At 67.0% G+C, this 12924-nt stretch carries 10 protein-coding genes; 3 read left to right on the top strand and 7 right to left on the bottom strand.

Annotated elements, in window-relative coordinates; translation table 11 throughout:
- Positions 1-152: 152 nt before the first annotated feature.
- Positions 153-1550, bottom strand: a complete 1398-nt coding sequence (locus AACH06_RS23680) for a DUF4832 domain-containing protein (protein WP_341428262.1) — start codon at positions 1548-1550, stop codon at positions 153-155.
- A 197-nt stretch (positions 1551-1747) separates the two neighbouring features.
- On the opposite strand from AACH06_RS23680, the gene AACH06_RS23685 reads away from it, so the two are divergent.
- The 3 genes from AACH06_RS23685 to AACH06_RS23695 all read left to right on the top strand — a co-directional run bounded on the left by AACH06_RS23685 (position 1748) and on the right by AACH06_RS23695 (position 3899).
- Entirely contained in the window at positions 1748-2815 is a 1068-nt protein-coding gene (locus AACH06_RS23685) for a hypothetical protein (RefSeq protein ID WP_341428263.1), read from the top strand.
- 161 nt (positions 2816-2976) lie between these two features.
- Positions 2977-3426 carry an SRPBCC family protein gene (locus tag AACH06_RS23690; protein WP_341428264.1) on the top strand — a complete coding sequence of 150 codons (450 nt, stop codon included), beginning with the start codon at positions 2977-2979 and terminating at the stop codon, positions 3424-3426.
- 68 nt (positions 3427-3494) lie between these two features.
- Positions 3495-3899 (top strand): carboxypeptidase regulatory-like domain-containing protein, encoded by a 405-nt coding sequence (locus AACH06_RS23695; RefSeq protein WP_341428265.1) that lies wholly within the window; start codon positions 3495-3497, stop codon positions 3897-3899.
- Here the strand turns inward: AACH06_RS23695 and AACH06_RS23700 are convergent.
- From AACH06_RS23700 to AACH06_RS23725, 6 genes are all read right to left on the bottom strand, one after another.
- Positions 3878-5497, bottom strand: a complete 1620-nt coding sequence (locus AACH06_RS23700; protein WP_341428266.1) for a family 43 glycosylhydrolase — start codon at positions 5495-5497, stop codon at positions 3878-3880. The genes AACH06_RS23695 and AACH06_RS23700 overlap by 22 nt on opposite strands.
- 2 nt (positions 5498-5499) lie before the next feature.
- Positions 5500-6894 carry a glycoside hydrolase family 5 protein gene (locus tag AACH06_RS23705; RefSeq protein WP_341428267.1) on the bottom strand — a complete coding sequence of 465 codons (1395 nt, stop codon included), beginning with the start codon at positions 6892-6894 and terminating at the stop codon, positions 5500-5502.
- A 72-nt stretch (positions 6895-6966) separates the two neighbouring features.
- Entirely contained in the window at positions 6967-8547 is a 1581-nt protein-coding gene (locus AACH06_RS23710; protein WP_341428268.1) for an alpha-N-arabinofuranosidase, read from the bottom strand.
- A 43-nt stretch (positions 8548-8590) separates the two neighbouring features.
- Entirely contained in the window at positions 8591-10054 is a 1464-nt protein-coding gene (locus AACH06_RS23715; protein WP_341428269.1) for an MFS transporter, read from the bottom strand.
- Between the two features lie 10 nt (positions 10055-10064).
- On the bottom strand, positions 10065-11444 hold the full coding sequence (locus AACH06_RS23720) for a GH1 family beta-glucosidase (protein ID WP_341428270.1): 1380 nt from the start codon (positions 11442-11444) through the stop codon (positions 10065-10067).
- 150 nt (positions 11445-11594) lie between these two features.
- Complete coding sequence (locus tag AACH06_RS23725) at positions 11595-12917, bottom strand: GDSL-type esterase/lipase family protein (protein ID WP_341428271.1); 1323 nt, start codon at positions 12915-12917, stop codon at positions 11595-11597.
- Positions 12918-12924 lie beyond the last annotated feature (7 nt).

Consider the following 12924-nt stretch of genomic DNA (forward strand, 5'->3'; position numbering starts at 1 on the left):
CAGGGCGCATGGCGGCGTTGCCCAACTTGCCCAGGCACCAGCCTGGGCGGCGTCGGGCGCCTTGCCCTGCATCCCTGGACAACCCGTTCGCACGGGGCTGCGTAGTGTGAACACGCCCTGGCCGGGCCGGCCCCGGCCTCCACCGCTTGAGCCTACCGTGCTGCCGGCTTCACGACCTTGACCGCCGTGCCGGTGCTGAAGCTGGCATCCGCGGCGTGCCATTGCTGGCCGTCAGCCGCCCGGTCGGCGTTGGCGAAGCGCACCGCGAAGCGGACGTCGCCACCATTCTTGGCAAAGGCATCGGGCGCGGCCAGCGACACATCGTAGGTGCCGGCAGGGGCGTCCGCGGGAATGGGCACGCTGACGTCGAAGCGGCTGGAGCCGGTGGCTTGAGCGGCCAGCTTGCTCAGCTTGCCGCCTCGCCCCGTCAGCACCTCGCCGGAGCTGCGGTGGGTGAGGCGAACTTCCAAGGCGCGGTCGACGAACATGCGAGCCCAGCCGACGTTGCGCAGGTCGACATGCACCGTGAGGTTGCCGCCTTGCTTGATCTTGCCGGGGTGGTTGAGCCGATCCAGCTGGATCCGGTACCCCATCTGGGCCGACACCGTCGAGTAACAGCCCTCGGACTTCCAGGTGTTCAGCACCGAGGGCGCGTAGTCGGCATTCAGCCATGCCAGGTGGTATTGCGGGCCTTCCTTGAGGATGTCGGCGCAAGAGCTTCGCACCGGTGTGTCGGCGTTTTCGCAAGTCTCACCACCGAAAGAGGCCTTGCGCGTCAGCTCCTGGATGTAGGTGCGAAGGTCGGGTGACGGGTAGGTGCCCGAATCGGTGGGGCCGGCCAGGAAGCAATCGTTGTGGGACGCGACCTGTTTCGGCGCATTCACATCCGGATACCAAAGCTTCAGGTCTCCGGGGTACCGGAAGGCGATTTGCGTGGTGGCGGGCACATTGGCCAACAGGGCGTCGCGAACGATCAACCGGTTGGCATCGGCCGTGTCGCAAGAGGTGTCGCCTGAGTGGTATCCGCAGGAATTGCCTGATTTCGACGAATGCCATTCACCCCATGCCCCGATGAAGCCCGCGCGCATGTACGGAATGACCTCGGCATGCGCCGCCAGCACCGGCTTCAGCTGCGCCAGGTGGCGCGCGATCTGGCTGGCTGTGGCGTCATTGCCGCCGGCGGTGAAATCGTAGGCCACCAGCAATTCGGCCTTCATGCCTTCTGCGCGGATCGCCTCCAGCCGAGAGCCCAGCGTCGTCAGCACCGAGGCGGGAATGTCCGTTTGCCGATACGCGGCCAACGACACCGGCGCATGCACCAACCGCTGCCCACGCGCATAGCCCGCTTTGACACTGCCGATGTCGAAATCGGTGATCAGGTCACTGCCGGCCCAGCTGTAAAACCCGCGATCCGGGTTCGGCAGATCGGCCGACGTGGGCGAGAAGGTGGCTGACACGGAGGCCGCCAGCGCGAGGGGCGTCGCGAGCGCGCAAGCCGCCGCGAAGGCCAGGGCGGTGACAGACGGCTTGGAGGATCGACGTGGGGTCATGGGGCGCCGGGTGGTGAGGTGAAGGTCAGCGGTATCGCATGGGAAGCGAAACGGCATGTTTCAAGCGGCAAGGCGTGACACAAAGTCCGCCGTCATGGCCCTGTCGTCCTGCGGACGCAGGTTGGGCGATGGCGCGGGGCGCCGGGTACGGCCACGGTACGATGCCCGTTCAACACCGATGAATGACGGAGGAAAGCATGTCCATCGTTTGGCGTGGCGCGGCCACCTGGGCCCGCACCGTGGTTTCCCTGGCGGCTTTGTGGGCGGCCCATGGCGCCATGGCGGCACTGCCGCTGTACAGGATTTCGGTCGTTCCCACCGAGGGTGACCTGGCGAGCGCGGAAGCGATCAACGACCAGGGCGTGATCGTCGGCACCTTGCACGGGGACAAGGCTCGGGCTTTTCGCTGGCGCGAGGGGCGGGCGGTCGAGTGGGCACCGCTGGATGACCCCCGCCGGGAACAGTTCGCGGTGTCGGTCGACGAGCAAGGGGCCATGTCGTATTGGGTCCAGTGGCCCGGCAACGTGTGGCCGGGCAAGTTCCTGCGCACGGAGGTCTGGGCCAAGGGGACGACGCCCGCCAAGAAGCTGCGCGGCGTGTTCTCGTACTTCGGCAACACCGCCGGTGATCTGATCGTCGATGGCCAGGAACGCACCTACGCGCTGCGCGAGCGCGATGGCACGGTCACCGAACTGGGGCTCGCCGACGACAAGGTCGAGCTGAATGACCTGAACAACCGGCAACAGGTCGTGGGCCATCGGAAATCCGGGCGGCCGGTGATGTGGACGCGGGGCGCGGGCTTCACCGACATTCCTGCGCTGCCCGATGAGCCGCAGGTCTCTGCACGGGCCGTCAACGACCGGGCCGAGGTGGCATTGATGACCGGCCCGTTCGACCTCTCTCTCAATGGGCCCGACAACGCGCCCAACGCGATCTACCTGTGGAGCGTCGGCAACGGCGTTCAATCGCTGGGATCGTCCGCTGACTGCGCGTGGTACCAGCCGATCAAGCTCGGAGCGCACGGCACGGTGGTCGGCCAGTGCTATGCCCAGCCTTCGCCGGTGAGTGCGCAACATGCCTTTGCAGCGGACGCCACCCACGGCGTCTACCTGCTGGAGTCTTGCGTCGACCCTGCCGACCCCCAGGCCGGGCGGTACGACATCTGGAAGGCCGTCGGCATCAATCAATCGGGACAGATCGCCGCGGAGGCGTACGACCGGGTCCAGCGTGTGCAGAAGGTGATCTTGCTGACGCCCGTGCGCTGAGCGCGGACGGTTCGAAGGCCAGACGGCCACCCCGGGGGCTTCGCGTTCCCGGTGTCACCCACCCCGGCAGCTGCCTCGTCGCCCAGCCCACGATGTCGAAATCACAGGGCGGTGGTCGTCGTGGGGGTGAGGGTCCTCCTCGGCCGACCACAGGAGATGTCATGGTTTCAAGAAAGCAGATCCAGTTCTCGACATTCATTGCCGCGCCGGTGTCCACGGTGTTCCGCACGATGATCGAGCCCGGCAGCTACCGACAGTGGGCCGCAGCCTTCATGGAAGGCTCGACCTTCGAAGGCACTTGGCAAGCCGGCGAGCGGATTCGATTCGTGGGCCCGGAAGGCGATGGAATGCTTTCCGAGATCGCGGCGAATCGGCCCGACGAGTTCATCTCGATCCGGCACCTGGGCTTTGTCACCAAGGGCGTCGAAGACACGACCAGCGACGCTGCCCGTGCCTGGGCGGGCGCCTGCGAGAACTATTCTTTCGCCGCCGTGCCGGGTGGCACCCAGCTGACGGTCGACCAAGACGTGGTCGCCGAGTTCGAAGGCTATTTGAGCGAGGCTTGGCCCAAGGCGCTGGCCAAGCTGAAGGCGCTGAGCGAGAGCCAGTGAGCAGGCCACCCTGGCTGGAAGGCGGCCGGGCTGCCTTTACGGTGCCTTGGCTCGTCGTGGCAACGTGGATGGCTGGCTGTGTTCCGTATCCGGTCTACAAGACGCTGCAGCCGGCGTCGACCGCGACGGTCCGCGATGAACAAGGTCGGCCGGTGGCCGATGCTGCCGTGACGCTGGTGTCCAGTGCCTACCCCTACGGCCGCGAGAAGTCACGCGAAACCCAGCTGACCTTGCCCGATGGCGTGGCCGCGTTTGCCGCCCGCCGCGAGTGGAGGACCGAGGTGCTGGCCTTGCACGGGTGGGAAGAGTACTTCTGGAATTGGTGTGTTCAGAAGGAAGGCTTTGCCACCTACCGAACCCGCTATGGAGCGGCGGCAGACTTCCCCACCGATGTGAATGTGGTCCTTCGGGCCGGTGAATCGCAGCCGTGCGCGGCAGGGCTTTCCGCAGATCAGCCGGGGAGCCCGCGGTAGACGAAGTCCTGGAATCGGGCTTCACCGCGGCCTGCACTGAACAGCGCGATGCGCAGGCTGAGGAAGCCGCCGAAGACGTTGTGGTGCAGTCCGGAAACCTCCATCTGCCAGGGGTGCGGTTTCCAGGTGACGCCGTCGGTGGAATGCGCGAAGTGGGCGACGTGGTCGCGGTAGGTCACCCGCAGGTGCACTCGGCCGCCGGCAAAGGGCTCGCGCATCCATCGCTGCTCCTGGCCGTAGCCATAGGTGATCGACTCGCGGGTGCTGAAGCCCAGGCCGACGCAGGCGCGCTGGTCGTAAAAGAGCGCCAGGCCGGCGTGGCCGTCGCCAGAGACGTCGAGCGTCACCCGCGCCTCGTAGTGGCGATCGCCGACGATGCAGGTCAACGGTGAGCAATCGGGCAACGATTCGCCGCGGCCTTGCATCACCACGCCCCGGCCGTCGTGGCGCAGCCGATCGGCCTCCTGCGGGCCGGCGGCGAAGAAACTCCAGCGCAGGCCCAGCGCGCCGCGTGAGAAATCGTCGGAGAGTGCCAGGCCAGCCGGCACCGCCTGGCCGCCCCGCGGCTTGCGCATCGGTGCGGACAACGTGCCGCCTCGGGCCCGAAACCAGCCATCGGCCGTCCACTCGATGGGCTCCAGCAGAGCCTGCCGGCCGAGGGTGCGGTAGCCGTTTTCGTAGCCGTGGTAGACCATCCACCAATCACCCGCCGGGCCTTCCACCACGCTGGCGTGTCCGCGAGACCACCAGGGTTCGTCGGCCGCTCGGGTGCGCACGATGGGGTTGTGCGGGCAGTGTTCCCAGGGCCCATGGATGGAGCGCGAGCGGGCCGCCACGACCATGTGGCTTGTGGGTGGGCCGGCGGTGCCACCCACTGCCGAGACGAGGTAGAACCAATCGCCGCGACGGAAGATCTTCGGTCCTTCGGGGGCGAACATCTCCACCACCCAGTCTTCCGGATAACGCCATGGCGTGCACGCGTGTTCAAGCGGGCCATCGGTCGACAGGCCGTCGTCGGCCAGTCGGACCCGCCGGATGCCATTGACGAAGAGATAGCGTTTGCCGTCTTCACCCACCGCGTGGCCGGGGTCGATGCAGCCGGGCAGTTTCAGGTCGACCGGGTCGCTCCAGGGGCCGCGGATGTCGCTGGCGTGGGTGACGAAGATGGTGGTGCCGTCGTCACGCAGCACGGGGATGTAGAGGTAGTACCGGCCGTCGTGCTTGATGAGGTCCATCGCCCACACCGTGCCGATCGGGCGGGTGAGTGCGGCGGTGATGGGCGCCCAGTTCACCAGGTCGCGCGAGTGCCAGAGGATGGCGCCGGGGTACGACTGGAAGGACGAGAACGTCATGTAGTAGTCGGCCCCGTCCTTGAGGATGGTCGGGTCCGGCCGGTCGCCGCTGACGATGGGGTTCAGGAAGCGTCCATCGCCCAGGTCGGCGCGGCGCTGCCCCTCGACGCCGGTGGCAAATCGCGGCGGTGCCGCGCAGGTGGCACGGGCCGCGACCACGGCGGCCGGTGCCTGGACGGCGGCCGTCCCCGCCAGGGCGGTGACGAGGGCATCGCGCCGGGAGAGTCGGGGTGAGGCCGCCACCATGATCACTTCGCCGCGTTGACGATGGCGCTGACGACGCCAGCGTGCACCTGGGCGCCGGTCGTGCGGTTGAACAGGCCCATGGTGTGGTCGCCGGTGTAGCCGTTGTCCCAGTAGACCGGGACGATGCGGCGGGTGAAGGCCGAGCGGGTGATGGTCTGGTCCCAGTAGGTGCGGTAGCGTTGGCTGCTGTCGACCGACAGGCGCGAGATGGCGCCGTATTCACCCATCAGCACGCCCATGCCCAGGCCGTCGATGAAGCGAGTCTTCATCTTGTTCATCTGCGCGTCGACATAGCTTTCGTTGGCCCAGGTTTCGGTGTTGCCGGCGCTGGTGGCGATGCTGCCCCATTGCCAGATGGTGTCGTTCGAATCGTTGAGGGTGAAGTTGTACGGGTCGTAGTAGTGCACCTCGACCATCAGCTTCTTCGTGGCCGAATCCGTGGGCACGGTGAAGAAGTTGATCGTGTGGTCGATGTTGGTGTTGAAACCTTGCACGATGAGGTGGCGGCTGGCGTTGTAGCCGCCGGTGGCGCGCACCGCATTCACGAAGGTCTGGTTGAAGCTGTTCTGCACGGTGACGTATTCGGTGGTGGGGGTGCCCCAGTCGCCCTCCTTCATCACCTCGTTCGTGCCGGCGAACATCAGGTAGTCGTCGTAGGTCTTGAAGTTGTTGGCGATCTGGGTCCAGAACTTGGTGATGCGGGCGTTGACCGTGGCCTGCTGCGCATAGGTCGGCTGCATCCAGCCGCCATCCCAGTGGATGTTGATGATGGCGTAGAGCCCGGCGTTGCGAGCGTAGTTGACCACCTCGGTCACGCGGGCCATCCAGCTGGCACTGATGTTGTCGTTGGCGTCGGCGTACTGCTTCCAAGACACCGGGATGCGCACGCTCTTGAAGCCGGCCGACTTGATGCCGTTCATGATGGCCTGGTTGGCCTTGGGGTTGCCCCAGGCGGTTTCACCGCCGATGGCTTCGAGCGTGTTGCCCAGGTTCCAGCCCGGCGACATATTGGCCGAGATCTGCAGGCTCGTCAGGCTGCGCATGCCGGCGCGGGCCGTGGCGGCGGTGTTGGAGTTGTAGCTGGTGCTGCCGACGCTGAACTTGACCCAGTACCAGTACGGCGTGCCTGAGGTGGCGCCCGTGTCGGTGTAGCTGCGGGCGCTGTTGGCCAAGGTGGCGAGTCGGCCGCGGCCCGCGGGGTCGCTGTCGGTGTCGCGGTAGACCTGCACGTTCGTGATAGCGCCGCTGGCCGTCCAGCTCAGCTGAACGTTGCTGGCACTGCCGGTGGCGGTGAGACACACGGTCACGCCGCCGCCGGTGCCGCAGCCCTGCGCGTGCGCGCCAATGCTGGCACCCAACGCCAACGTGATGAGGAGTTTCGATACCCAGGACTTCATCTCGCTCTGACCTTTCTTGGTAAGTGCCCGGCCCGGTTGTCTCCTCCGGGTGGCGGGCGGTGGGGGAGCACTTCAGCCAGGTTCGCCGACGCGTACGACGACGATCGATTTCGGGGGCAGTTCGAGCACCATCCCGCCAGACGCGGCGGGCGCTTCGAAGCGCGATGGCTCCAGCGCGTGCGGCTGCGAGAAGCTGTTGTGGGCGTCCATGGCGGCGGCGGTCAGCAGCCGACCCTCGGCCGGCCCGGCGAGGTTGGCGGTCACGCGGGCCGGGCGCTGCGGGTCGAGGTTGACGAGCGCGAGCCAGACGCGGCCGTCGGTGGCGCGGGCCACGCTGGCATCCACGGCGGGGAGGTCTTGCCCAGACTCTTTTCCGATCTCTCCCCAGCGAGGCGTCTGCAGTTGCAGCTTCAGCGGCGTGGCGCCTTTGAAGGGCTGGTACAGATCGAAGGCGTGGTACGTGGGGGTGAGCAGCATGCGTGGCCCATCGGTCAGCACCAGGGCCTGCAGCACATTCACCATCTGCGCCACATTGGCCATCTTCACCCGGGTGGTGTGGCGATGGAACACGTTGAAGGTGAGGGCGGCGACGAGGGCGTCGCGCAGCGAGTTCTGCTGCTGCAGAAAGCCGGGGGTCGACCCGGGCTCGGGGTCATGCCAGGTGCCCCACTCATCCACGTACAGGGCCACGCGGCCGGCAGGGTCATGCCGGTCCATGATGCGGCGCGTGGCTTCGATGCGCGCCTCGATGCCCATCGCACCGCGAAGCGCCCGGGCCCAATACTCCGGCGTGAATCCGAGTGCGCTGCCCTTGTGCTCCCATGACGGGCCCGGCACGGTGTAGTAGTGCAGGGTGATCGCATCCATGTCCTGGCCGGCGCGCGCCATCAAGGTGTCGATCACCTCGTCGCGACCCTCGCCGTCGCCCGAGGCCACCCTCACCACCGGGGTGTGCAGCCAGGTCACGTACTGGCGGTGCAGGTCGGCCTGGTATTCGGGCCGCATGTGGCCGCCGCAGCCCCAGCTCTCATTGCCGATGCCGAGGTACTTCACCTTCCAGGGCTTGTCGCGGCCGTTGCGGCGGCGCTCTTCGGCCAGGCTCGACCGGCTGTCGGAGGTCATGTACTCCAGCCACTGCGACAGTGCGCGTGGCGTCATCGAGCCCATGTTGCCTGCCAGGTAGGCCTCGGCCCCCAGTTGCTCGACGAGGTCCATGAACTCGTGCGTGCCGACCTCGTTCGGCTCGGGCACCATGCCCCAGAACTTGTTCAGGCGCACGGGTCGCTGAGAGCGGGGCCCGATGCCGTCACGCCAGTCGTAGTCGTCGGCAAAACAACCGCCGGGCCAACGTACGACCGGCACGCCGATGCGCTTGAGTGCCTGGATCACGTCGTTGCGCCAGCCGCGCGTGTGGGGGATGGTCGAACCGGTGCCCACCCAAAGGCCGCCATAGATGCCGGTGCCCAGGTGTTCGGCAAAGTGGCCGTAGACCGTCGGCTCGATCACCGGGCCGGCAGCTTCAGCACTGACCTGCAGTCGAACCTGGGCGGGGGCGAGCGGCTCGGCCGCCGCGGGGGCACCCGCGGCGAGCAGGGCGTTCGCCCCGCCGGCCAGGGCGAGGCCGGCCAGCAGCCGGGTGATCGAGGTCTTCACGTCGTTGGCTTGGTGGACTGAAAAGTTGCTGCAGGCTGCCTGGTCAGACGCGCCCGCGGCGGGATTCCAGTTGGTTGCGGATCAACTGCATGCCAGCCTCGGTGAGCGGCAGGCGCATGAGGATGACGATGGCGATCAGGAGGCCGATGGCCGGCACGCCCGACAGCAGGATCCGGATGAGAAAGAGCGCCTCGTCGCTCTGCAGCGGCAGCTTGGCGTCGAAGCCGGTGAATTGCAGGATCCAGCCGGAGGTGCCATTGCCCAGGGCCAGGCCCACCTTGCTGATCCAAGACTGGCAGGCCGCGAACGAGCCCTCACGCCGCAAGCCGGTGTTCAACTCGTCGTCGTCGACGACGTCGGCCAGGGTCGAGCCATAGATGATCCAGAAGCCCGCTCCGGTGAAGGCCACGCAACCGCTGGCCAGCAACTGCAGCCAGGGCAGCTCAGGGTTGTAGAAGAACCAGTCGCCGATGAACGCGCAGATGGCCAGCGCCAGGATGATGGCCAGCGCGTTGCGCTTGCCGAAGCGCCGCGCCGCCCAGGCGGCGAAGGGGATGCCCGCAAAGCCCATCACCATGCCCGAGATGCCCATCATGGAGTTCCATCGGGCACCGGCCGCCACATCTCCCTTGCAGACGTAGTACACCGTGGCGTAGTAGCCCAGCAGGCCGACCATCGAGGTGGCCACGGCATAGGCCAGCATCGTGCCCAGCAGCGCGCGGAACGGGCGGTTCTTCAGCGTGCGGTACAGGGTGTCCTTGAAGGGCACCTTGTTGAAGGTCTGCGTGACGACGACGGTCTCGTAGTAGCGCTCGCGCACCAGCACGAAGATCGCGATCGACATCGCCACCATGATGGTCCCGAGGATGCCGGTGTAGACCTGGGCGCCCAGCAGGATGTCGGGCTTGCCGTCGGCGCCGTTGAAGATGGCCAGCGTGGTGAACTGCGCCGCGACGAACATCGCCAGCTCGGGGATCTTCTGGATCGCGTTCTTCACCGACATCACGCTGGTGCGCTCGTGGTAGTCGGGCGTCATCTCCGAGCCGAGGCTGACCCACGGCATGTTGAAGGCGCTCATGACCGGCACGTACAGGACGAGCGAGATCAGCATGAACCAGAAGTACTGCTGGTCGCTCCAGCCCCGCCCGACAGCGAACATCAGCGGCAACCCGATGCCGGCCAGCACGCCGCCGATCAGGATGAACGGCCGGCGCCGGCCCCAGCGCGAGCGCAGGTTGTCCGACAGCCATCCGAAGAGGGCATCGGCCGCCGCGTCGATGAAGATCTTGATCCCCAGCACCGTGGAGATCAAACCAGGCGCCACGCCCAGGCCGACGTTGAACACGTGAAAGGCCAGCGACTGGTACAGCCAATGGCCCCACATGTCCAGGAACGAGCCCAGGCCGTAGCCCACCTTCTGTTTCAGGGGCACGCGGTCGCGTGGGGCGGGTGCCGTGCTCGCGGGCGAGGCCGGCTGGGGTAAGTCGAGGGCAGCAGAGTCGGCCACGGGTGTTCCTTCAGAGCACGGTGCGCGTGCGCATCACGTCGGTGTAGTAGCGGGCCGAGAGTTTCGGCGTGCGGGCCTGGGTGTCGAAATCGCAATGCACGATGCCGAAGCGGCGCTGGTAGCCGTCTTCCCACTCGAAGTTGTCGATGAACGACCACAGAAAGTAGCCGTCCACCGGCACGCCATCGGCAATGGCACGGTGCACTTCGCGCAGGTGGTTGCGCAGGTAGTCGCGCCGGTGCAGGTCGATCACCTCGCCGTTGACGACCGGCTCTTCGTTGTAGCCGCAGCCGTTCTCGGTGATGTAGATCGAGCCATGGCCGTACAGCTCGTGGCACATGCGGGTGGCCCAGTAGATGGCCTGCGGCACCAGGTGCAGCCAGGCGCTGTCGGCGCGCGGGTAGTTCGGCGGCAGGTTCAGTGCTTCGTACGGCTGGCCTTCGCGGCCAGCTCGCACATAGGTGGCGGTGTAGATGTTCAGGCCCAGGAAATCGGTGGGCAGGCTGATCAGGTCGAAGTCACCCGGCTCGACCTTCGGCGCGTCGGCCCCCACGCGTTGCAGGTAGGCGGGCGCGTAGCCACGGCCGTGGATGGCGCCCAGCACATGCAGGTTCTTGTCGAGGAACCAGGCCTGCGCGGCGGCGATGTCGGCGGGGGATTCGGTGACGGGCACGCTCACGTCGCAGTTGTCGGTCAGGCCCACGCGAGCGCCTTCTCCGCCGTGCGCGCGCACCGCCCGCACGCCGTGCCCGTGGCACAGCAGCGCATGGTGAAAGGTCTGGTTCACCACGGCCGCGCTCTCGCGGCGGCCAGGGGCCTTGGTGCCGTAGCCATAGGCCAGCATCGTGAAGCAGCGGATCTCGTTGAGGGTGATCCAGTTTTTCACGCGTTGGCCGAATTCACGAACCACCGTGTCGGCGTAGCGCGCGAAGGCGTCCACCGTGACGCGCGAGGTCCAGCCGCCACGGTCTTCGAGCGATTGGGGCAGGTCCCAGTGGAACAGCGTGACCCAGGGTGTGATGCCGTGCCGCTCCATGCTGTCGAACAGGCGGTGGTAGAAGGCCAGGCCCGCCGGGTTGAGGTCTCCGTCGCCCTCAGGGTAGAGGCGAGGCCAGGCGATCGACAGCCGGTAGTGCTTCACGCCCATCGCCGCCATCAAGGCGAAGTCTTCGTCGAAGCGGTGGTAGTGGTCGCAGGCCACGTCCAGCGTGTCGCCGTGCGCCACCTTGCCGGGTTGGCGTGCGAATCGATCCCAGATCGACTCGCCCTTGCCATCTGCGAAGGCGGCGCCTTCGATTTGCGCCGAGGCGGCGGCCACGCCGAACACGAAGGTGTCCGGGAAGGGGCTGGAGTAGGTGAAGGTGGTGTCGATCATGATCGGAGACAGCATGGGCAGGGCTCTCGGAAGCTGTGGAAGCAGGCAGCGGTTCAGGGCAGGGCGGTCAGAAGGAGCGGGCCGGTGCGAAGCCGGCGGTGGCAAGGCAGATCAGGGGCATCGTGGTCAAGGCGGAAGGCAGGATCACAGCTTCGGGGTGGAGGCTCAGCGTGGCTGGGCCATCAGACGATCGAGGGTGGGGCGCATGGCATCGGCCCAGAGGCCGTAGCCCTTCTCGCTCAGGTGAAGCCAATCGGGCATCACATCGCGCGACAAGGTGCCGTCGGGGTTCATCAGGCTGCGGCCGATGTCCAGGAACTGAACCTGCCGCCCATCGGCCAATGCCGCGAGGTGCTGATTGAGCTGTTCATTGATGCGGCGCATCGGGGTGCCGGGCTTCTCGTCGCGCGGGAACACGGCCAGCAGCAGCACCGGCGTGCCAGGCATGCGCCGGGCGATCTCGCCGAGCAGGGCGCGCACGCCGGCCGCGGTGGTCTGCGGGTCTTCTTGCCGATGGCCGGTGTTGTTGGTGCCGATCATCAGCACCACCGCTTTCGGCTTCAGCCCATCGATCTCGCCATGCTGCAGGCGCCACAGAACGTTCTCGGTGCGGTCGCCGCCGAAGCCGAGGTTGAGGGCGTTGAAGCGGGCGAAGTGGCGCTCCCAGACGGGGCGGCCCTCGTTCTCCCAGCCCTGGGTGATCGAGTCGCCGATGAACACCAGCTCGATCGGCTCGTTGGCCTGGCGGCGTTGCTGGATCTCGGCCAGCTTCTTGTCATGGCGGGGTTGCCACCACTCGACCGACCACACCTCTTCAAGCGGTGCGGGTGTGATGGATTCGGTGCGGTAGTCCGGGCAGGGCGTGTTCGGTGTGCCCTGGGGTTTGAAGACCACCCGCGCCAGCTCGACATGTCCGGTGCCGCTGGTCTCCAGCGTGAAGGGCTGCTTCACCTGGCGAAAGTCGCTGCCTTCGCGCTGGAAGCACTGCATCGAGAACGACCAGTGCTGCCAGCCGCGTCCGGCCAGCGAGCGCGAGGGCACCACGCGGTTCACCTTGCGGTGGCAGTCCGGGCCACAGCCCACCGAGATGTTCAAGCCAGAGTGCGCGAGATCGTCGGAGCGCACGTCGAATTCCAGCGTGCCCTGGGCGAGATAGCCACTCAGGTCGATCGGCGTCTCGCTCTCGAAACGGATGGCGGCGTACCAGGCCTCCTTGTAGTGCAGCGCGATGGCCGCGCCGTTGCGCAGCGCCCGCACTTCACTGGCCGGCACCTGCGGCTTGGCGGGCTTGGGGACGACCAGGGGCTCGTTGCCCAGCGGAGCCTGGCCTTCGTGGTCGAGGATGGTCACCCGCAGGCCGGTGCCCGGCTGTCCATCGAACAGCGTCCGGTCGTCCAGGGCCCACGCGGTGGTGCTCAAAGCCAGACTGGAGGCGAGACCAGAGGCCAGTGCGATGCAACGGGCGAGGGAAGGCGAGGTAGAGGTCATGTGATGC

The organism is Ideonella lacteola, from assembly GCF_038066555.1.
GTDB lineage: Bacteria > Pseudomonadota > Gammaproteobacteria > Burkholderiales > Burkholderiaceae_C > Ideonella > Ideonella lacteola.

Excerpts from the sequence above, each read along its gene's own strand:
- AACH06_RS23680 (WP_341428262.1), bottom strand. The coding sequence starts at position 1,550 with ATGACCCCACGTCGATCCTCCAAGCCGTCTGTCACCGCCCTGGCCTTC.
- AACH06_RS23685 (WP_341428263.1), top strand. The coding sequence starts at position 1,748 with ATGTCCATCGTTTGGCGTGGCGCGGCCACCTGGGCCCGCACCGTGGTT.
- AACH06_RS23690 (WP_341428264.1), top strand. The coding sequence starts at position 2,977 with ATGGTTTCAAGAAAGCAGATCCAGTTCTCGACATTCATTGCCGCGCCG.
- AACH06_RS23695 (WP_341428265.1), top strand. The coding sequence starts at position 3,495 with ATGGCTGGCTGTGTTCCGTATCCGGTCTACAAGACGCTGCAGCCGGCG.
- AACH06_RS23700 (WP_341428266.1), bottom strand. The coding sequence starts at position 5,497 with ATGGTGGCGGCCTCACCCCGACTCTCCCGGCGCGATGCCCTCGTCACC.
- AACH06_RS23705 (WP_341428267.1), bottom strand. The coding sequence starts at position 6,894 with ATGAAGTCCTGGGTATCGAAACTCCTCATCACGTTGGCGTTGGGTGCC.
- AACH06_RS23720 (WP_341428270.1), bottom strand. The coding sequence starts at position 11,444 with ATGCTGTCTCCGATCATGATCGACACCACCTTCACCTACTCCAGCCCC.
- AACH06_RS23725 (WP_341428271.1), bottom strand. The coding sequence starts at position 12,917 with ATGACCTCTACCTCGCCTTCCCTCGCCCGTTGCATCGCACTGGCCTCT.